Origin of the sequence: Paenalicyclobacillus ferrooxydans (genome assembly GCF_001399675.1) — a bacterium.
Taxonomy (GTDB): domain Bacteria; phylum Bacillota; class Bacilli; order Alicyclobacillales; family Alicyclobacillaceae; genus Alicyclobacillus_B; species Alicyclobacillus_B ferrooxydans.
The window spans coordinates 43,714-65,417 of record NZ_LJCO01000051.1; the positions used below are offsets into that span (position 1 = coordinate 43,714).

The window sequence follows — 21,704 nt, forward strand, 5'->3', positions numbered from 1 at the left end:
AAAGCCGGCCTTTAACATGGTACAAAGACTTTCTCATAGCTGTATTCTCCGTCTGACGATTCTTCTAAGACAACAACGGACGCATTTTCGACGGGCTGAAATCCGGACAACTCTTCGACAGGCCAATTCAGAAGGAAGGCAAGCATCATATGCATGAAGGCTGCATGTGTAACAAGAATGACGTTGTCATACTGGTTCTTCTGGGCGAGGGGCATGATCTTGGTTTGCATAAACAGGCCGGTGCGGAGGTAGACGTCTGCAAGTGATTCACCATTTACAAAGCGGAAATAGAGTTGGCCGGCTGCCTTGAATTCTCTCTTAGCTTCTGGAGTTCGGTTGTGGAAATCATATAGGTTGCCGAGTTCCCACTCGCGCAATAGCAGGTTTTCATAGAACGGTGTGTCGCTTGGGATTTTCGCGCGTATGGCTGCCGCGGTTTCCATGGTTCGCCGATACGGCGAGGCAAAGATGATGCTCTGTCCACCAAGATGGTCTCTGAAAAACGAACCGGTCTGTGCAACCTGCTCACGACCGAGGTCGGTCAAGGCGTGCTGTGAGTCGTGCGTGTGAGCCATTCGTGATTTATCTACGTTATGTTCCGATTCTCCATGGCGAACCAAATAGATTTTCATGTTGTTCCTCCGTTCAAGTAGGTTCCTTTCTATTATACCAAGCCTATTCAGACTAGTCCGTGTGAACTAGGCCGCTGTGGTGCGTAAATCGGCGGATGAGGGACTAGGAGGGGTTGAAACAAGGCATAAATGAATCCAGAAATATTTGAACACTATGCTATTCTGACATATAATGGCCACATACTGACCGGTTGGTAGGTTTGTACGAATAGTTAGGTTCCAGAGATAGTTAGGTTCCAGCGATGGTCAGGCTGCGCGGATGTTTGGTTCCAGAGATGGGTTAGGTTCCAGGGATGAGCGATGTTTAGACTGCGTGGATGTTTGGTTTTCACGGAATTGAAGACAGGTTTGAAACAGGGAAAGGAGGATGTCCTTTGCGAGCTTGGGTAGTCACCAAACTTGCCAATCCAGAAGAAGCACTGGAATTGCAAGACAAAGAACAGCCAACACCAACGCAAGGTGAAGTGATGATTCAGGTTAAGGCATCTGCGTTGAACTTCTTCGATATTCTTCTGTGTCAGGGAAAGTACCAGGAGAAGCCGCCGCTTCCATTCACGCCGGGTGCTGAAGTAGCCGGGATCGTCCAGGCGGTTGGGGATGGCGTTTCCCTCAAGGTCGGGCAGCGCGTGCTGGCTCAGCCACCCAGTCCGAACGGTGGGTTTGCAGAATTTGTTTGTGCCCCTGAAAGCGCTGTCTTTCCCATCTCAGATTCGATGTCTTTTGAAGAGGCCGCATCGATGTTTATTACATACCAGACCGCGTACTACGCATTGCATCGATCGGCACAGATCCGACCTGGTGAAGTACTGCTCGTGCATGCCGGGTCTGGTGGAGTCGGATCGGCCGCGATTCAACTTGGCGTCGCCGCGGGTGCACGGGTGATTGCGACAGCGGGTGGCCCGGAGAAAGTGAAGGTCTGCAAGGACCTTGGTGCGGAGGTCGCCATCGACTATTTGAGTGAAAATTTTGCTGAAGTGGTGAAAGAGGTTACGAAAGGACGCGGCGCGAACGTGATTTTCGATCCGGTCGGCGGCGACACCTTTGACCTGTCCCGCAAGTGTATCGCCTTTGAAGGCCGCATTCTGGTCATTGGGTTTGCTGGCGGGCGGATTGCGAATGCACCGACCAACCACGCTCTAGTGAAGAATTACTCCATCGTTGGTGTGCATTGGGGGCTCTTTCGCCGTTTGATGCCGGAGAAGGTCATCGAGATCCACAATGCGTTAATGAACTTGTTTGACGAGGGCAAGATTCTCCCGCTGGTCTTTCAGGAGTACCCGTTTGCAGCGTTGCCGGAAGCGTTGAACCAGCTCGCGACTAGAAAGACGTGGGGCAAGTTGGTCCTGAAACCCGAACACGCCTGAGGAAGACAGACGGAGGAAGACAGGCTCAGGAAGACAGGCATGGTGAGACAGGCATGGTGAGATAGGCATGGTGAGACGGATCAATCCAATCGGATCGTCAAAATGAAAGCGCAAACAGCGCTTGTGGAATCAAGGGGAGACTGAGATGCAACTGCGACTGAATGATGAGCAGAGAATGATTCAAAAAACGGTGCGCAAGTTTGTTGAAAACGAGTTGTTCCCGCTCGAAGCACAGGTTCTTAGGAACGAGCGCGAGGGACGCGAAGGCATCAGCAAGGAGCAACGGAAAGAGCTCCAAGAAAAGGCGAAGAGACTCGGCTTCTGGGGAATCAATACGCCGGAGAAATACGGAGGTGCAGAACTCGGACAGATGATGCAAGCCATCGTTGTGATGGAACTGGGCCGGACGTTTGTTCCGTTCAACTTCGGCGGATCGGCAGACAACATTCTCTATTACGGCAACGAGGAACAAAAGCAGCGTTACCTGATCCCGACCATCAACGGTGAACGGGTGTCGTGCTTCGCGTTTACAGAGCCTGGGGCTGGGTCGGACACGCGGCACATTCGTATGAAGGCGGAGAAAGACGGCAACGAGTGGGTCCTGAACGGCGAAAAGGTGTTTATCACAAACGGTAACGACGCCGATTTTACAATGGTATTTGCAGTCACCGACAAGGAACTCCAAGCTCAGGGACGCGGTGGGGTAACGTGTTTCCTTGTAGACAGAGATATGGGGTGGAAATCAGAATACATTCACACGATGGGGGAATGGGGTCCGGCGTCACTCGTATTCGAGGATGTACGTGTACCGGAAGAGAACATCCTAGGTGAACTGCACGGGGGGTATAACCTCGGCCTCGAGTGGATCGGATTCGCGCGCTGGATTGTGGGCGCACGCGCAGTTGGTGCGGCAGAGCGCCTTCTCCAGATGGCGATTGACTACTCGAAGCAGCGCGTGACGTTCGGCAAACCGATTTCCGAGCGGCAAGCAATTCAGTGGATGATTGCTGACTCTGCCGTCGAGATTGAAGCTGCCAGATGGTTGGTGTTTAACGCTGCATGGATGCTCGATGAAGGCATGGATAACCGCCACTACGCCTCTATCGCTAAGTTGTACGGGGCAAACATGGGGAATCGCGTTGTCGATCGCGTTTTACAGATCCACGGCGGCATGGGCTACACTAAGGAACTCCCGATTGAGCGTTGGTATCGCGAAGCGCGACTGTGGCGCATATATGATGGTACGGACGAGATTCAGCGCATGATCATCGCCCGCAACCTGCTGAAGGGCCACGTGAAACTGGGCGACTCGGTATAACTTGTGTAGGCGTATACTTGCGCACGTTTTATTCGGAAGTTTATTCACACGGTTTAATGGTTTATTAGTAATAAATTTGGAGGGGGCTCGGCTGGTGCCGAGCCCCTATCCATTCACCAAATTGGATTAGAACGTCATTCACCAAATTGGATTAGAACGTCATTCACCAAATTGGATTAAGAACGTCATTCACCAAATCAGACTAGAACGTTTGTGTCTTGTTGAAGTTTTGCTCCGGGACTAAATTGTGGTTGGGAATTGAGAAATGAACAACCAAAACAGGTTTGCCGGAGGCGAGAGTGTCATGTTTGAAGTCCAGTATTTCAACGAGTGCACGTTGCGGGAGTTCAAGGAACGGGTGGAAAGGATCAACGAAGAGGCATGGAAGTATACCGAACCCATGGAGAGCATCTCCGATCATCCACAAGACGATAAGAAGCACTCCTTCCATTTTCCACACCATCATCGCCACCATCATGTTCGTCATGCGGTACATTGATGAAATGCGCAGGCTGGCCTGCGCATTCGACCGAACGAGGAATGAGGCAGCGTGCAGGCCCGATGGGCGTAGCGAACAAATACGGCTAGGTACTTCCATAGTAAAGAACAAAACATTCTCCGCTCTGTTGCACAGATTCGGGATGATCACGCTGAATTGAGGACAAAAAAATACTCCCTCGTTCCTTAATTCTACGCCGAGTGGCTGCTGAACACCGGGGCTAAGTCGGCCACAGCGACTAAGCCGCGGTGTTTTCTGAAGTTAAGTCGGTCACAGCGACTAAGCCGCGCTGTTTTTCGAAGTTAAGTCGGTCAGAACGACTTAATGCGGCCGAGTGGCTGCTGAACACGGTAGCTAAGTCGGTCAGAACGACTAAGCCGCGGTGTTTTCTGAAGTTAAGTCGGTCATAGCGACTAAGCCGCGGTGTTTTTCGAAGTTAAGTCGGTCAGAACGACTTAATGCGGCCGAGTGGCTGCTGAACCCGGGAGCTAAGTCGGTCAGAACGACTAAGCCGGGCTGTTTTCTGAAGTTAAGTCGGTCAGAACGACTAAGCCGGGCTGTTTTCTGAAGTTAAGTCGGTCACAGCGACTAAGCCGCGCTGTTTTTCGAAGTTAAGTCGGCCAGAACGACTTAATGCGGCCGAGTGGCTGCTGAACCCGGGAGCTAAGTCGGCCACAGCGACTAAGCCGTGCTCTTTTCTGAAGTTAAGTCGGTCATAGCGACTAAGCCGCGGTGTTTTTCGAAGTTAAGTCGGTCAGAACGACTTGATGCGGCCGAGTGGCTGCTGAACCCGGGAGCTAAGTCGGCCACAGCGACTTAACTCGGCTCTGCCCAGCACTGTGAACACCTTGTCCATCCCGGGAGAGCGAATGCAGAAACACGAGCATGCCACCTTTATCGAAAAAGCTCACTATGGTTTGCTCTTCAGTTCCTGGAGAATTTGACTCTGAGTCATATTGCTGTGAAAGGTATAGGTGCCAGGCCAAACGTATTTTTCCACGCCTGTTTTGTGTAGCACTTGGTCAAAGGCGAACGCATTACCAACCAGGTGATGCTGTTGCAGAAAGACGGAGATGTCATGGAGCGGCATACCCGAGGTAAGGGTGAAATGATAGATTTGTGGTGAAGACGGTTTGCTCGCGGCAGCCGCTTTTGCCGAGCTCGACTTGTCTATAGACGGCTTCTTTGTAGACATCTTTGCATTGCCCGTAGCTGAACCCTTTGCGGACGAACCGGTTGCAGTTGAACCCGTCGCTGATGAACCGGATGCACCTGAAGCACCTGACGCACTAGAGTTCGGAACAGACGGTGCCGAAGCGCTCTGGTTTCCCATCGCTACCGCAGAAGAGGGACTTGAACCCGCACTCGGGACCAACGTGTATCCGTGGAGTGTGGCCCAGCTTTGCACGGTTTGTTTTGATATGGGGGATCGTTGTGCAGCCATCGTGTAACCGATAAAGCCGGTGGCAAGCATTCCCACAACACATGCGACAAGGGTGGTGATTAAGCGAGATCGCCAAAAAGGTCGCGTATGGACGGACGTCACTGCGGTGATAGTCCACTGGTCTTTGTTACAGGCAAAACGCATGTCAATGTAGTGCCCAAATGCGCGGCCCTGCACATGAAACAGGAGGGTGCCTGCGTCGAACTCAACGGCGATAACTTCACCGACCATCATGTTCATCCACAATCGTTGCACGTCCAACTGGCTTGTACCGAGGGCATCGTTTAATGTAGAGAGGTAGGGTTGGAGAGCCTGCAGAAACTCGGCTTCGGTAAACTCACTGCATCCGACGTCTCTGCTCGCAGAGTTAAATGGGTGGTGCACGACAGAATTCAGGACAGGGTGCGACGTAACATTCATCGTGGTAGTCATTGCAAATACCCCTTTTCTGACACGTCAAGAGAGATTCGAGAAGGACAGGCCCATTCTGGGGGTCAAACGCCAAGCACGGCAATCTGGTCGTTTCCTGTCGACAACGACGCCTGCGTCGATTAGGGCTGGACTGCAAATTCGGGAAACAGACAGGAGGACATGTCATGAAACGGATCGCCATTGATATGGACGAGGTGATCGCTGACTTTGCTGGCAAACACATCAAGCTCTATAATGCGCTTTTTTCCGACTCGTTGACAACCAGTGATTTGGAAGGCCACCGTCTGTGGACGCTTCGTCCCCATCAGGCAAAGGACATCTTAGAGATTCTGAACGATCCAATGTTTTTCCGCGACCTTGATGTTATCGAGGGCAGTCAAGAGGTGATCGCTGAGCTCAGTGAACAGTACGAAATATTCATCGCAACTGCAGCGATGGAACGCCCGTCCTCGTTTGCAGCAAAATTCGAATGGTTGAAGGAGCACTTTCCGTTTCTGTCGGACAGTAACTTTGTCTTTTGCGGAGACAAGAGCATCATTCATGCGGATTATTTAATTGATGACAGCGTTCGGCACTTCAAACGTTTTGTAGGACAAGGGATCTTGTACAGCGCCCCCCACAACATCCACGAAACCGGATACGTTCGTGTGAAGGACTGGGAGGAAGTTAGAGCACATTTCCTCCCAAAATAAAGTGGATGCATACGCCCAGCCTCAGTGGACCGAAATGGCCTGCGTCAGTGGATGCAGAGGCCCATCGTCAGTGGATCATAGGTGGCTGGTTACTGGCTGCATTTTGGATAGAGTGCATAGATATGAAGGATTATGTCTGTTTCTGTCGAATTTAACGAGTGATGTACACGGAAATACATATCAGAATTCAGGGCAAAGCTGCGGAAACGCAGTGACGCAAAACTACAGGGACTTCGACCATTGGTCATGTCAGCCAGCTGCTAAGGCTCAAGTGCCCAGGTGAGAAGGGGCACTTTGTTTTTATATATCAGGGAAATCTATATCACGAAAATTTATATCAAGAAAATTTATATCAAGAAAATTTATATCAAGAAAATTTGTTCGGCCCCTCGGTCCGGGTTTGAATTAAGCATTTCAGTCCGGTTGTGAACAGGGTGTCAGCCTGGGTGTGAATTAGGCCTCTCAGTCTGATTTTATGTTAGGCATTTCAGTCCGATTTTGAATTACGTTATCAGTCCAGTTGTGAATCTGGAGTTGCAGGGCTTTTGAGCGGGTGCAGGTGCGAATTTACGCCAGATGTGTTCCCAGTCACAGAGGACCTTTCATGTGAGGAGACAGACAACGTCATGGGTGCGGATCGAGACACGAAAAATCTGAATGAGAGACCACTAAACTCGCATGGTCATGAGGGGTCATCTGTCGACAGGGAAAAGTATGAACATATGGTCAGTGCGCGCGGCATGGTGAACCGGATGCTGCTCACGTATGATGATGAGTCCCAGGTGTTCTCTGAAGTCTGTCGTATTGCTGTTGAGATCGGAAAGATTGAAATGGCATGGATTGGTCAGAGGGAAACGGGGACAGACCGAATTACCCCGGCGGCTTCTTACGGCGTTGGTATAGACTATCTGTCTGACATTTACATATCGATCGATGCGAACAAACCGGAGGGGAACGGGCCGACCGGGAGGGCTTGGCGGGAAGCGGGAACCGTGGTCCTTCAGAATTACGGAGATGATTCGAGCACGGCTCCGTGGCAACATCGGACTGCCCGATATGGCTGGAAAGGAACAGCATCATTTCCGATTTTAAAACAGGGCCAAGTTCATGCGGTAATGACCGTTTATCAATCAACAGCGAATGCCTTCTCAGGGCCGGTTCTGGCACTGCTGGAGGACCTTGCATCAGACGTGGGGCTGGCACTCGAACGGCTGGCTCTGATGGAGATGCGACAACGCGATCATGAAGCCCTCCTCGCCAGCGAACGGCAGTCTCAACGCTTGGCCGTAGTCGCCGAACGTACGGACAACGCAGTCATCATCACGGACACAAAGGGTCGCATTCAATGGGTGAACGCGGGGTTTCACCGCATGACCGGGTATACGCTTGATGAAGTTCAAGGGCGGACACCCGGCTCCATCCTTCAGGGACCCGAAACGGATCGAGAAACGACTGAGATGATGCGAAGTAAAGTCCGAGCTGGAGAGTCTTTCGAAGCAGAGGTCTTGAATTATCATAAAGATGGAAATACATACTGGGTTTCAATGCAGGTACAAGCGCTCCGACACCCTGAATCCGGGATGCTGGAGAGTTTCATTTCGATCGAAAGAGATGTTACCTACACCAAGCAGCGAGAGGAAGCTATTCGTCGATTGGCGTATTTCGATCCGCTTACAGACCTCCCCAATCGCACGTCACTAACGGAGCAGGTAACCGCCGATCTGAAAGCTTCGTCTAACACCTTTAATACCTTTAATACCTTTAATACCTTTCAGACATGTTTTCTCGCTTTTCTGGATCTAGACAACTTTAAGCACATCAACGATACGCTTGGGCATTCGGTCGGCGACAAACTGCTTGTCAGTGTCTCGAGCAGGCTAAAGAAGATTGCGCGCGCAGAGGATGTTTACGCACGTGTAGGCGGCGACGAGTTTGTCATCTGGATGAGGAACACCACAAGGACAGAGGCGTCTAAGCTAATGGACACCTTGCGATGGATATTGGCAGAGCCATTCTGCATTGAAGGCCATCGCCTGACCGTAACCTGTTCCATCGGGATGGCGTGTTATCCGGAACACGGAGACGACTTGGAAACACTCTACCGTTTGGCGGACATTGCGATGTATGAGGCGAAAAATCAGGGCAGAAACAGATGGCGAATCTTCGAGTCAGCTATGACGGAACGGATCACGCGGACAGCTGTCATTGAAGCTGACCTTCGTGAAGCCATATACAACAATGATTTATTGCTTTATTATCAACCACAGGTTTGTCTGCTGGATTATCACGTCCTCGGAATGGAGGCACTCCTGCGCTGGAATCATCCTGTGTTTGGATGGATTTCGCCTGCCGAATTCGTCCGGCTCGCAGAGAGCAGCGGCAGTATGTCTGATCTCGGTGAGTGGGTTCTTCGAACGGCCACGACCCAGATGAAGGATTGGCTCGCTCTTGGCATCGACACCAGGGTTTCGGTGAACATCTCGTCCGTTCAAGTCTGTCAACCGGGGTTCACAGCGGTATTGAGAGGGATTCTCCATGATGTCGGATTAACAGGCGACCACCTCACTTGTGAATTGACAGAAAGCATCGCATTTTCACAGACTGAACTTGTCGAGACTGTATTTCGTGAACTGCGTGAGACAGGGGCTATCATTGCTGTTGACGACTTTGGAACCGGCTTCTCTTCCCTGTCTTACTTGACAAGGTTTCGGCCGGAGCAGGTGAAGATTGACCGGTCCTTTGTTCAGAAGCTTGGGTATAGTAAAGACGATGAAGAGATCGTGCGTGCAATCATCGATATGGGCCGTATTTTAAACATGAAAACGATCGCCGAGGGTGTGGAGAATCGGGAACAAGTGCAGATCCTGAGGGCAAGAGGTTGCGACGCTGTGCAAGGCTATTACGTTGCCCGGCCCATGACAGGACCGGAAGCTACTGCGTGGTTACTTGACTGGCAAAACGGCGGTTCGAAGCGCTTCTCTGCACAGTTTTTGGTGTGTGACGATCCGGTTTCGATGTAAGGAAGCGGGGGTGACATGTGTGTTTTTTCTCGATGATGAGCATCTGTCACTTGTTCTTGACGATGAACCCATTCAGCTTTTACCAAAGGAATATCAGTTACTCAAGTTTCTCATACAGCACCCGAATCGAACGTTTACCCGTGAAGCACTTCTCGACGCGGTTTGGACAATGGAGTCACCTGTTGATCGGACTGTGGATGACCACATTTATCGACTCCGCAAGAAGCTGGGGCCTGCGGCAAAAGGTTTTCAACTTGAGACCGTACGGGGACGTGGCTACCGATTGCTCATACTGTCAGAGGATGACGCTGACAAGCCAGGTCCTCGTCATCTTCGAGTTGCACTCCCGACTCCGCAAAAGCGCCGCAATCGATTCAATTCAGACCTCATTAAGCGTAATCCGTTGTTGAAGAACCCCGCATACAGACAGCACGTTCGAGATATGTATCGTTTCTATGTGGTGAACGGTACAGGCCAAGGTATTAAAGCCATGGCAGATAATCCAGAGGTCTTTGGCATTCAGATGGACACGAGATTGGATTACGCCATTCGGTTTATGGAAGGGGACTATCAGTCCATCATTCAAGATGACACGCTCCCATTGTCCGAGCGTTTGTTTTGGCTGCTCAGCTTGTACGATGACATTCAGTTCGACCATGCGTCGACTCTGGTTTTCATGGAACGTGCGATAGAGAGTTACGTACTAAGGACAGAGCATCACCTAGAACTCATCACTTTCGACCTCCCGATGTTATATCTGAAAACTGGCCAGCGAGAAAAAGCGGTGACCACAATGGCGGATTCAGAAATGTCATGCAGTGCAATGCCGGATTATCTCGATGGTTATATTGGACTGGTGAGGATTCGGGATGCCATGTTCTCGTTGTTCCTCGGAGACACCGTGACAGCTTGTAAGAAGCTCGACATTGCAAAAAAGACGGTTTATGACTTGGGGTGGCAGCGGGAGAGCGCGTACTTGCAGATTGTCGAGGGGTTCTTTGCATGGGCCGTTCATGAGAATGCAATGCAGGCCGACCTTGCATTTGATGCTGGACTCCAGCACCTGAAGGAAATTGGATTTGTTCACTATTACATTGGACGGTTGCATGAAATGCTGTACTTCTTTGACGTCTTATATCCTAACCCAACGCTCTATGCGAAGTACCAGCGGGTATGGCAGACACTGTCTCGAACGTACAACCTGCCCTTGTTAGCCGGTCGCTTGCGTGAATACCTGACCGAGCTTCTTCTCTGAGGTTCCTCAGCTCTTCTGACGTTCCTCGGTTTCCTCCGACATTGCTTAGCTCTTCAGTTCTTTCGGTGTTCCTCAGCTTCTCTGACATTCCTCTGACAATCACCCGTTATGATGAATCCCATATTGAGATGGGAGTGAATCCGGGTGACTCTGATGAAGAATCGAAACTTCGTGATCCTGTTTTCCGGGCAATTGGTTTCAACCGTAGGTGACAATCTATATGGAATTGCCCTGCTTTGGTACGTACTGCAGTTAACCCACTCGAAGAGTGCACTGACCATCACCGGCTTTGCGATGTCGCTGCCGCCAATCCTTGGGATCTTCGTCGGGGTCTTTGTGGACAGATGGCGAAAACATGCCACGCTGGTGGTTTCAGATGTCATCCGGGCGATTCTCCTGTTCGCACTGTTCTCGATGTCGTATTTCATGACACCGAACTTTGCCTGGATTGTCAGTATCGTTGTTCTTGTCGAAGTCGTCGGTACCTTCTTCGGCCCCGCGTATGGTGCTCTAATCCCTCACATTCTCAGGTCCGACGATCTCGCTGCAGCATCCGGCCTGAATATGTCCGGCTCAGCATTTGCGTCGCTTGGAGGCATGCTCGGTGGGGGCGCCCTCATGGGCCTTCTTGGGGCATCGAAACTGTTCCTAGGTGACGCTGTGTCTTTCGTTCTCTCCGTAGTCAGCCTGCTTTTTGTACGAAGTCCGGAACCAAAAAGAGATAGAAAGGCAAGCACATCCCTTCTTGCCGAGTGGAAGGAGGGATTGACCGTGATCAAAAAGTCGCGTTATCTGCTGCAGACGGGACTCACATCTACCGTAAACAATTTCTCCCTCGCCGGGTTTGGCATCGTCATCGTACCCTGGGTCAAAAACGTAATGCACGGGTCTGCGTTCGTCCTTGGCAGCCTTGAGGCAGCTCTGTTGATTGGGATGATCCTGGGTGGTTTGGTGGCAGGTGCGGTCGCCAAACGGTTTCGCTATCGACTCATAGACTGCATCACATTAACCAGCCTCGGTGCAGGGGTATCATTGACGGGGGCATGGGCAAATGTGTATTGGGACATTGCGGTGATGTTTGCTGCTGGACTGATGCTCGGTATCGTCGACGGTGCAGGAGGGGCTGTCCGGGTGATGATGGTTCCGGAAGAAGTCAGAGGGCGTGTGTTTTCTACGTTGGGCACGATGAGTCGCATGGCCACTCCGATTGGTGTCGCCGTCCTCGGTACATTGATGATCTACGTGCATCTCTGGATTGTCTTGCTGTTGACAGGGATTGGCCCGATTATCGGTGGACTCAGTTTCTTGTTGCCGTTTTCCAAGCAAGCCTTTGCCGTGGTTGACGATGAACGATTCGGTTCGGAAGGGGTGACTGCCTGAATCGGTTCGGAAGGAGTGACTGCCTAATTCAGAGCAAGACTTGCATTAGAAGAGCCGTATACGATGACGATACAGTCCCCATGGTGCAAGTATTCCAAACCAGGGAACTGTATCCTCAAAAGACCTCTTAGATGGACTTCCAGAGTTGACGCATTAGATGGACTTCCAGAGTCGACGCACAAACTCTGCGGTGCTTTGAATCAACTCGTCTGAAAAGTCGAATTTGACGCCGGCACTCTCATAGATCGCAGAGATAGGCAAGCTGCTGTCATCTGCCGAAGCGCCCCGTTTGTATCCGGCAATCGCTGCTTTCGGATCTTCGCGATAGTTTTTCAGCATTTGCAGTGCGCCGAGTTCTGCCATCGCATACTCGATTTGATAAAACGGACTTTGGAAAAAGTGTTCCGTGCCGACCCAAGATGAGCCGAGGCGGCTTTCATAGCCGGTGTAGTCGACAGGGTGCGCAAAATAGGTCTTCTGGATCTCTGCAAACATGGCATCCCGCTCGGCTGCGGTGTGGTTTGGATTCTCGTACATCCAGTGCTGAAACTTGTCACCAGCGAGAGGGCCCATCAGCATCCCGATACTGCGGCGGATTCTTTGCCGGATAGCCTCTTTATAATCAGCTTCATTGGTGTAGAGAACGTTCAGCTTATCGAGGCACAGAAGCTCCATGCTGTGCGAGAACAGCTCCGCCACTTCCATTCTCCAGTGCTGCCATTTGTCGCCCTTGTCCAGCTGGAATCCCAGATTGACCGCTTGGCCCATCTCATGAACGAGGGCAATCAGTGAAAAGAAGGATGGACTGAAATTGGCAAACACGAAGCCGTGATTGGAAACCGGGAACGGAACGTAGAACCCGCCCATGCCCTTGCCTTTGCGACTGCCAAGGTCAATCAACCCGGTGCTGTTCATCTGGGCAAACAAGTCTCCAAACACCGGATCGGTCGCACGTAACATCTTCTCAACACCGTCGGTCAATTCAGCAATGGCATCGTAAGGCGGCTTTGAGATGGTACAGTTTGAGTTGTCCCATGGGCGAAATGACTCAACACCGAGTGATGCGCGGAAGTCTTCAGCAATTTCATCCCAAACCGGCACGACGTATTTTTCCACCGCAGCGTGGTATTTGCGGATATCTTCGATTGAGTACTCTCGGCTTTTCGATATCCACGTGTAGTCGCGGTAGTTCTCAAACCCCGCGTTCACCGCAATCTGGTGACGAAGTTTCACGAGTTCATCCATAATCTCGTCGACTCTTGGCTTTACAGATGCATATGCTTCGCCAAGACTTGTCCACGCCTGCTCACGCACACTTCGGACAGGACTGTCGACTTGAGCCATCACGAAGGGGATGGTTTGTTGTTCACCGTCCCACGACACTGTGAGGCCGGCCATCAATGCCTGGTACTCCGTTACCAGTTCACTTGCCTTGACCTCGAGCGGGATGTTTTCTTCCCGAAACAGTTCCAGACTGGCAAAACGGACCTTTTTCATCAAACCGTATTTGCTGTCATCCAGTTCCTTTGTGAAAGGACAGTTGTAAAACTTCTCGTTAAACTTAGCTTCATAACGCGTCAACAAGGGCATGATTTCGGCTTGATCGTGAAGATGGATCCGTTTCCGTTCCTCATCTTCTGTATCTCTTGCAAAATCCACCTGATGACCCATGAGCACTTCAGAAAGACGGTTACTCAGCGTGGTTTCTGCCTGAAGCCAAGTTTGAAGTTCCTCTACAGACTCAATCTTCTGATTCAAGAGCGCTTCAAGTTCTGCCTCGACAGCCTTGGCATCCGACACATCAATACAATGTGCATAGTAGTCCTTCGGAATGTTCGACAAGGGGTGTCCTCCTCGTTTTCATCATCACTTTCTGTGTGATTTTCATTAGCCATTCACCATTCATTCTACCACTGTCTGGAAGGCTGTCGCTCTCACTAGACTGAGCAGACAGTGCCTTTTTATGATGCTGTGTTCCATCTCAGATAACCACCATTTGGGGTTCCCTTGACGAGTGTGGAGCTTGAACAGGCAGTTCATAGGACAGGTGTCGGTGACCGAGTGCGGCAGCTCGCATAGAATTCGGACATGCGAGGTGAAGGACATGCTGGAGCGAGTTGTACTATGGGCCTTTTCTATTGTAGGACTGCTCGGGTGGGCGTACCTGATTGTTCGCCTGACCCACGTCCTATGACGCCTTTGCGGTACGTTGGTGATGCAAATTGGATGAATAACCGATGAAAATTGGGTGCCTGACTGTGTTTCAACGAACGAATGCAGACTATAATGTGGCAAGAAAACAAATCAGGTGATGGAGCTCACCGTTAACTTCCTGCAAAAGGATAATGGCTCCTGCGGACGGGGTTGATCCGCAGGAGCCTTTTTGATTGGTCGAAGCAATGCATGAACTCCATAGACGGTGATGGTGCTCACCACAACTGCCTCAAGAAGGATAATGGCGCCTGCAAATCAAGTGATTTGTGGGCGCCTTGTCTTTTCAAGGCATGGGCACTCCTATCAAAAAGCCCAGTACATATGCGGAAGTTCAAGCCCGAACAACCAATGACACTTGTCCAAGGTGGACACACGCCTTGGACAGATCTGCGTTCCCCACATATGGTATCTCACGTTGCTCGAATGCTTGGGCATCAATACCAGATGGGGGAGGAAAAACGGTGTTTAGTTTAGCATCAGCAGACTTGATTCGATTCCTGTTTGCGATGGGGCTGCTTTTGGCAGCTGCGAATCTACTTGGCTACATCGCTGAAAGATTCACCATCCCGCGCGTCATTGGAGAGGTTGCAGGAGGGCTCATCCTCGGTCCGACAGTTTTCGGTACATTGTTCCCGCACAGTTTTCACTGGTTGTACCTCGGTTTTTCGTCGGAAAGCAGTTTGTTTGGGTTGATTTATCAACTTGGGACACTGTTCCTGTTGTACACGGCGGGTCTGAAGTTTCAGTCGAGGTTCGCGAAGTCGGATATCAAGACAGGAATTGCGATTATTATCGGATCGACCATCATCCCCTTCGCGGTCGGATGGCTCTCGACGTACCTGTTCAATCCCGCACAGTTCTTGGGTCCAGACCACAGTGTGTTAGCCTTGAAAATCATCGTTGCCATTTCGATTGCTGTCACATCGATACCGGTCATTTCGAAGATCTTTCAGGACCTGGGGATTATGCACTCTCGGTTTGCAAAAATCATTGTCGCCATTGCTGGGGTTCACGACTTGATTTTATGGGTAGCGCTTGCAATCGCATCTGGGATTGTCTCTGCTCATGGTGCGGCGACAATCAGTGTTTGGACGGTCTCGAAGAGCTTGGTTGTGACGTTTGCGTTCCTCTTCGTCTGTATTTTGATAGTTCCATGGGGCTTGCGAAAAATCACATCGAAACGAGCAAACTTCTTGTTCCGCGCATCCTTCTTGGGCTACTTTCTCGTCATTCTGTTCGCTCTAGCCGACATTGCAGGATACCTGCAGGTCGACACGATGTATGGAGCATTACTGGCGGGGATAGCGACCAAGTTTGCCTTGCCCGACCACGTGTTTGAAAAACTAGAGAATGGAATAAACGGGATTGCCTATGCGTTCTTTATTCCACTCTATTTTGCGATTATCGGAATGCAGCTGAATCTGGCGAGTAACTTCAGCTTTGGGTTCTTCATCTTGTACCTGCTGTTCGCAACCATTGTGCAAAGTGTGGTTGTCTACTTCACCTGTCGCCTCATTAAGACAGATAAGCTGACGAGTTTGAACTTTGCTGCAGCGATGAATGCGCGAGGCGGTCCTGGTATCGTGCTTTCCTCAGTAGCTTATTCGCTCGGCATTATCAACCAGGACTTCTTCGCCATTCTCGTGATGTTGGCACTCGTGACTTCCTGGTTTGCGGGTTCTTGGCTGAGATATGTCATCCGCACTGGCAAACGGTTAATGCCGGGTGATGAAAACCTGGTCATCAAAAAGGCGCAAGAAGAGGTCCAGTTCGATCTCGTTCCGACGACAGTTCCAACCACAGAGTGAGGGACCAGCCGCACCAGAGAGACAGCTCTGCAAAACAGATTGGCCAGCCGGGAAGGACAGATGATGTCCTCTCCCGGCTGTTAGTATATTATGGTAAATACATACAGTGAACAAGCCGTTTGGCAGGCCGTATATAATATTGTTCGAGAAGGTCACGTACTGCAGTTGGCATGATGAGGAGAGGAGCAAAGCATTCATGAAGTCAGTTGTTGTAACGTCTGAGCAAGAGCTCGATACATGTTTGGGCATCCGTCGTGAGGTGTTTATCATAGAGCAGGAAGTCCCTGAAGACCTCGAGATTGACGAGCTCGACCATCTTGAGTCCGCAGCGACCCACGTTCTTCTTTATGACAATGAGCAAGCTGTGGCAACAGCCAGGCTTAAGCCATATAACGATGATACCGCGAAAGTACAGCGTGTCGCGGTGCTGCGTCAATGTCGGGGAAACGGTTATGGAGATGCAATGATGCAGGTTCTCGAACAACTGGCGAGATCGCAAAATTATCGAGAGATTGTCCTGGACGCACAATGCCATGCTGCGGGCTTTTATGAAAAACTCGGGTACGAAATCATCAGCGACAAGTTTATGGATGCAGGTATTGAACATGTCCGTATGAAAAAGGCACTTCGTCAGTAGGAGCTTCACAAAAGATCTTCAATAAACAGATAAAAAAGCAGATAAAAATTGCACAAAATGATTTTAAAAACAACCATGTGAAAAACGCATAAAAATTTAATCACATTCCAAAATAACATGGCGCACTGCAGTTGAAACTGTACTGTCTTTCATTGAAACTGCACTGTCATTGAATCAGGAGAACGATGATGACAACGAACAAACCATCCGTTGTTCGGAGTTACTCCTGCAGAAAAGAACCACGGGGCGCGGTGTCTCTGTGGTTCTTTTCTGTCTGTTTGCCGATTTTCTGGGGTCATTTGTACTCCGCGACGTGTTCGTGCGCTGCTTCTTCGAGTTCCCTGAGCCGTGTGATGATGGAAATGTACCTATCGTGGGGCAACAGCACAGCGGTAAGGTTGTCCTTGTACAGGATCCCGAGTTTGCCGCACCCTTCAAGCCTGTGAAAGAGCTCTCGCTGGGACAGGGTGCGCAAATCACTGGCAGCCATCAGTTCTTCTTTTTTAAAGCTCGGCATGTTCAGTCCCTCCACAACTGACGGGTAATCCCTGCTTTTATAAATTATGTTCAAAAGCTTATGCAAATGAACATCGGTTCGTGCATTTTTTTGATCCGAAATACGTCAATATAATTAGCCAAAAAAGTGTATGAGGTGGATGCGTTTGCATACACTGAGATCGTCTCCTTTACCCTGATGAATGACTCGTACGGTTCCGTACGGGTCGCCTTTTTTGGGCAGGGCAGGATGATATGAGTCATGCAAATTCCCTATATTGGTACTATTAAGCGGCGGGAGGTGGGTTAATATATATCTTCTTAAGACAACCTGGACAAGCCGAAGGTTAAGCATGGATGCCCCTAATTCTGCCTGTTAAGTCCCCGTATCTATGCGATCCGTTACGAGCCTTGGCGGTTCCTTCAAAGATCCAGTTAAATGACGATCAATTCCAATGACAAAAGGGCTGTCGGAGTATCGTATCAGTCACTCCAACAGCCCTTTTTTTGATCCGAAGATGCACTCGTTGTCTGGATAAACATTCGTCATTAACGATACAAATTCAAGCATCAAAATTTTCCCTGTTATTTCGACGGCGTTCTTGCGGATTCGATTGAACGGACACGAAATTATATTTTTTAGCTAGAAACCAAGCGCTTTCATTTTGTTCCTCCAAGCTCCATGTCGAAACCATGCACTTTTTGAATGAAGGATTTTATTTGGAAGGCGCATAAATATGTGATCGAATGAAATCGACGAACTCTTTCAGGAGTGAATCATGGACAGACGAGAAGGCAACGAAGCGATTTGGACGGAGATTGCTCTACGGATTGCGCGCGGGGAAAAGCAAGCTGCTATCGCCAGAGAGTTAGGTATGAAGGCTGGAACGTTTCGTTATCAGCTGAAAAAGTTTTTGGCTCTGAACTGCCAAGCGGCAAGTGAGATTGCGGCCACCTTGGCGGCGGTTGAGACTTCGACGCCAGACACAAACGACGAAGAAGTCAGTGAGCAGGATTCTTATCCTGGCACGCTGTTTGACGAGTCGTGGACGCGCAAATGGTGTGTAAGTCGATTGGTATTGCTCGTTAAGGAACCAACAACTTTACACGCGTATTGGGAAGTCGATGACCCAAAGCGAGAATTAGTCACGAAGCATTTTCAGAGTCAGTGGACTGATCTGCCATTTTTTCTCCAGTTATATGATGTAACAGATATCCACTTCAACGGATACAATGCGCATTCGACAATTCGGATTCCAGTTCCGCCGGATGCAGATAACTGGTACGTACACGGTGTGCAACCTCTCCGAAGGTACCTGATGGACTTTGGCACAACCACCTGGAACGGAGATTTCTTCACCATCCTCCGGTCCAATACGGTAGGCACTCCTCCAAAACAAACGTATCGGCACCCATCTGGCCAGGTGCAGTTTGCGCCGCTCGCCAGTAAGTCGGCTCACAACGCGAGTTCCGTGCAAAACTCTGCTCTTGAATCCGCACAGTGTAACAGGTTGTCAGAGAACCCTAGTGGGTCCCCCCGTCCATATCCCGATGAATTTGACGGATACACTGTTCGAACAAGGGGGCAGGAATGATGGCTGAAGGCTATCTGGCAGTCGTGTTACACGCCCATTTGCCGTATGTGCATCATCCGGAAAGTGAGAAATACCTTGAGGAACGATGGTTGTTTGAGGCCATCACCGAGACTTACATTCCGCTTCTCCAGGTGTACAAGGGTCTAATCCAGGATGGTGTGGACTTTCGCGTGACGATGTCTATTACGCCTACCTTGGCTGCCATGCTTGCCGATGAGATGCTCCAGGAACGATACGCGACGCATCTTTCTCGGTTGATTGAATTGGCGGAAAAGGAAGTGAGACGCACTAAGGATATGCCGGAGTTTTATCCGCTGGCGCGCCAGTATTGGGGTAAGTTTCTTAAAATTCAAGAGTTCTACCTCCGTTACAAGAAGAATCTCCTGACAGCTTTTCGGGAGATTCAGGATGCTGGCAAACTCGAGATCATCACGTGTGCGGCCACGCATGCTTTTTTACCGCTCATCTGGAGTGAGGAAGCACTTCGGGCACAGATTGCAACAGCCGTTTTGCAGCACACGGTGCTTTTTGGTAAGGCCCCGCGGGGTATTTGGCTGCCAGAGTGCGGATACACGCCGATGGTCGACGGTGTCTTAAAAGAATACGGTATCGACTTTTTCTTTGTTGACTCTCACGGCGTGCTGACGGCCGAGCCAACTCCGGTGCAGGGAACACTGTCGCCCGTGGTCACACCAAATGGTATCGCGGCCTTTGCCAGGGACGAGGAATCTGCAAAACAGGTGTGGAGCGCAGTCGAGGGCTACCCGGGAGACTTTGATTATCGAGAGTATTACCGTGACATTGGATACGATCTCGATGACGAATACGTCAAGCCTTACATACACCCAGAAGGTATTCGTGTAAACACGGGAATCAAATATTACCGCATTACGGGAAAGGGAGATCATAAGGAACCCTATCACTTTTCAGCGGCTGCTCACAAAGCGGCGGAGCACGCAGGGAACTTTATGTTCAACCGCGAGAAGCAGGTCAAGTACCACGCATCCCGTATGAATAGGCTCCCGATTGTCGTCGCTCCGTATGACGCTGAGTTATTCGGGCATTGGTGGTATGAAGGTCCGGTTTTTCTCGACATGCTGTTCAGAAAGATCTTTTTTGATTCAAAGACCATTGAGGCCATCACACCGTCAGAGTACCTCGATCTCTATCCGGACTATCAAGTCTGTCAATTGCCAATGAGTTCGTGGGGCAGAGACGGTTATGCCGATGTCTGGTTGCGCGGTGAGAACGATTGGATTTACCCGGCACTGCATATGGCAGAACAGCGGATGATAGAGCTTGCTAACCGGCACTTTCATGTTGACGGGTCAGAGAAAGGCCTGACAGAGCGGGCACTGAAGCAGGCCGCGCGGGAGTTGATGCTCGCAGAGAGCAGTGACTTCGCCTTCATCATGGACAGCAAGACCATGGTTGACTACGCGGTGAAGCGTACGAAACATCATATCAATCGTTTTTCGCAACTGTACGAGATGATACAGCAAGACCAGGTTGATGAGCAGTGGCTGAGCTCTCTTGAGGAACTGGATAATCTTTTCCCAGACATCGATTACCAGGTCTATCAATCGCGCTATCCGGTCATGCGATATGAGGCAAAACCTGCGCTTCGAATACTGATGCTGTCATGGGAGTTCCCACCTTTGACGATTGGCGGCCTGTCGCGGCATGTCTACGATTTATCACGGTACTTGGTAAAGCAGGGCGTAGAAGTCCATGTGCTGACGATGAGCGTTGAGGGGTACCCGGACAATGAAATCGTCGACGGGGTTCATGTGCATCGAGTGCACGTAATGAAGCCGGATGGCGCCGAATTTATTCATTATATTTTTCAACTCAATCTCATGATGGTCGATGCCTGTCAGACATTGATTCACAGCGGTCTTCGTTTCGATCTCGTTCACGCCCACGATTGGTTGGTTGCTGACGCTGGTGAAGCCATCAAACACTTGTACGATCTGCCGCTCATTGCGACCATTCACGCAACCGAACACGGTCGAAACCACGGACTTCATACCGACCTTCAACATCAAATTCACCATCAGGAGTGGGAACTGACCTACGAGGCATGGCGCGTGATTGTATGCAGTCAGTACATGCAGCGTGAAGTAGAAACCATCTTTCAGTTGCCTCATGACAAGGTCCACGTCCTGCCCAATGGCGTCGACCCACAACTGTTGGATGCAAAACAGGTTGAAGACCTGGACAGAGCACGGTATGCCCACCCGGACGAACCGATTGTGCTGTTTGTCGGGAGGTTGGTGCGAGAGAAGGGTGTCCACATCCTGTTGGAAGCGGCACCACTCATCCTGTCTGAATATGCCCATTGCAAATTTGTCATTGTTGGTGCAGGTCCCATGGAGACGGAGTTACGATACCTTGCCAACCGGCAAGGTATCGTGAACAGCGTACAGTTTACCGGTTTTGTTTCCGATGAAGAGCGCAATTATCTGCTTCATGTTGCTGATATCGCCGCCTTTCCGAGTCTGTACGAACCGTTTGGGATTGTGGCACTTGAAGCGATGGCAGCTGGGACGCCTGTGGTGGTCTCAGACGTGGGTGGTCTGGCTGATGTTGTGGCGCATGAGCGAAACGGCCTCAAGATGTATGCAGGGGACCCTCAATCTCTCGCAAATCAGGTCAAGGTGATGTTACAGAACCGAGAAGGGGCGAAAACACTTGCTGAAACTGCCCTCGCAGAAATCGGTCGATACGACTGGAACAACATTGCCTATGAAACCCTAAAAATTTATCAAGGTATTCTGGCAGAAAAGGATTCGTTAGAGACACCCCTACAGGTGGCGACGGGAAGTTGCTGAGTGGCTGACTGGAAGCTAGCACTGACCAGTTGCTGAGTTGCAGCGCTGGACAGTTAAGCATCACGGATGACTTGCAGCGTGGTGC

General features: G+C 50.4%; 15 protein-coding genes and 3 riboswitches. Of the genes, 10 read left to right on the plus strand and 5 right to left on the minus strand.

All coding sequences use genetic code 11. The annotated features are described in order from the left end of the window. Positions 1-11: 11 nt before the first annotated feature. Positions 12-632, minus strand: a complete 621-nt coding sequence (locus AN477_RS12505) for a histidine phosphatase family protein (protein ID WP_054969502.1) — start codon at positions 630-632, stop codon at positions 12-14. A gap of 374 nt (positions 633-1,006) precedes the next feature. Here AN477_RS12505 and AN477_RS12510 point away from each other — a divergent pair, with 374 nt between their 5' ends. Then, complete coding sequence (locus AN477_RS12510; RefSeq protein ID WP_054969503.1) at positions 1,007-1,996, plus strand: NADPH:quinone oxidoreductase family protein; 990 nt, start codon at positions 1,007-1,009, stop codon at positions 1,994-1,996. 145 nt (positions 1,997-2,141) lie between these two features. Next, a complete protein-coding gene (locus AN477_RS12515; protein ID WP_054969504.1) occupies positions 2,142-3,314 on the plus strand; it encodes an acyl-CoA dehydrogenase family protein in 1,173 nt (390 codons plus the stop codon). Between the two features lie 202 nt (positions 3,315-3,516). Here AN477_RS12515 and AN477_RS12520 read toward each other — a convergent pair whose 3' ends face one another. Further along, on the minus strand, positions 3,517-3,924 hold the full coding sequence (locus AN477_RS12520; RefSeq protein ID WP_157061946.1) for a hypothetical protein: 408 nt from the start codon (positions 3,922-3,924) through the stop codon (positions 3,517-3,519). 799 nt (positions 3,925-4,723) lie between these two features. Continuing rightward, a complete protein-coding gene (locus AN477_RS12525) occupies positions 4,724-5,689 on the minus strand; it encodes a hypothetical protein (protein ID WP_054969506.1) in 966 nt (321 codons plus the stop codon). 164 nt (positions 5,690-5,853) lie between these two features. Here AN477_RS12525 and AN477_RS12530 point away from each other — a divergent pair, with 164 nt between their 5' ends. The 4 genes from AN477_RS12530 to AN477_RS12545 all read left to right on the plus strand — a co-directional run bounded on the left by AN477_RS12530 (position 5,854) and on the right by AN477_RS12545 (position 12,036). Then, entirely contained in the window at positions 5,854-6,381 is a 528-nt protein-coding gene (locus AN477_RS12530) for a 5' nucleotidase, NT5C type (protein ID WP_054969507.1), read from the plus strand. 181 nt (positions 6,382-6,562) lie between these two features. Beyond that, a riboswitch (cyclic di-GMP riboswitch) is annotated at positions 6,563-6,646 on the plus strand. A gap of 361 nt (positions 6,647-7,007) precedes the next feature. Beyond that, positions 7,008-9,401: a bifunctional diguanylate cyclase/phosphodiesterase gene (locus tag AN477_RS12535; RefSeq protein ID WP_054969508.1), complete on the plus strand. Its 2,394-nt coding sequence runs from the start codon at positions 7,008-7,010 to the stop codon at positions 9,399-9,401. Between the two features lie 19 nt (positions 9,402-9,420). Continuing rightward, positions 9,421-10,656, plus strand: coding sequence for a winged helix-turn-helix domain-containing protein (locus AN477_RS12540; RefSeq protein ID WP_054969509.1), 1,236 nt, complete (start codon positions 9,421-9,423; stop codon positions 10,654-10,656). A 153-nt stretch (positions 10,657-10,809) separates the two neighbouring features. Continuing rightward, positions 10,810-12,036, plus strand: a complete 1,227-nt coding sequence (locus AN477_RS12545; protein WP_245631814.1) for an MFS transporter — start codon at positions 10,810-10,812, stop codon at positions 12,034-12,036. 153 nt (positions 12,037-12,189) lie between these two features. Here the strand turns inward: AN477_RS12545 and AN477_RS12550 are convergent, their stop codons facing one another. Beyond that, a complete protein-coding gene (locus AN477_RS12550) occupies positions 12,190-13,878 on the minus strand; it encodes a M3 family oligoendopeptidase (RefSeq protein ID WP_054969511.1) in 1,689 nt (562 codons plus the stop codon). Between the two features lie 456 nt (positions 13,879-14,334). Next, a riboswitch (Fluoride riboswitch) is annotated at positions 14,335-14,398 on the plus strand. Positions 14,399-14,445: 47 nt separating this feature from the next. Further along, a riboswitch (Fluoride riboswitch) is annotated at positions 14,446-14,508 on the plus strand. Between the two features lie 203 nt (positions 14,509-14,711). Here AN477_RS12550 and AN477_RS12555 point away from each other — a divergent pair. Then, complete coding sequence (locus tag AN477_RS12555) at positions 14,712-16,058, plus strand: cation:proton antiporter (RefSeq protein ID WP_054969512.1); 1,347 nt, start codon at positions 14,712-14,714, stop codon at positions 16,056-16,058. 196 nt (positions 16,059-16,254) lie between these two features. Further along, a complete protein-coding gene (locus AN477_RS12560; protein ID WP_054969513.1) occupies positions 16,255-16,695 on the plus strand; it encodes a GNAT family N-acetyltransferase in 441 nt (146 codons plus the stop codon). Between the two features lie 295 nt (positions 16,696-16,990). Here the strand turns inward: AN477_RS12560 and AN477_RS12565 are convergent, their stop codons facing one another. Further along, a complete protein-coding gene (locus AN477_RS12565; protein WP_054969514.1) occupies positions 16,991-17,212 on the minus strand; it encodes a hypothetical protein in 222 nt (73 codons plus the stop codon). A gap of 757 nt (positions 17,213-17,969) precedes the next feature. Here AN477_RS12565 and AN477_RS12570 point away from each other — a divergent pair. Both AN477_RS12570 and AN477_RS12575 read left to right on the plus strand, forming a co-directional pair. After that, positions 17,970-18,785 (plus strand): DUF4912 domain-containing protein, encoded by an 816-nt coding sequence (locus AN477_RS12570; protein ID WP_054969515.1) that lies wholly within the window; start codon positions 17,970-17,972, stop codon positions 18,783-18,785. Beyond that, entirely contained in the window at positions 18,785-21,619 is a 2,835-nt protein-coding gene (locus AN477_RS12575; protein ID WP_054969516.1) for a 1,4-alpha-glucan branching protein domain-containing protein, read from the plus strand. Before AN477_RS12570 ends, AN477_RS12575 begins: the two co-directional genes overlap by 1 nt. Positions 21,620-21,704 lie beyond the last annotated feature (85 nt).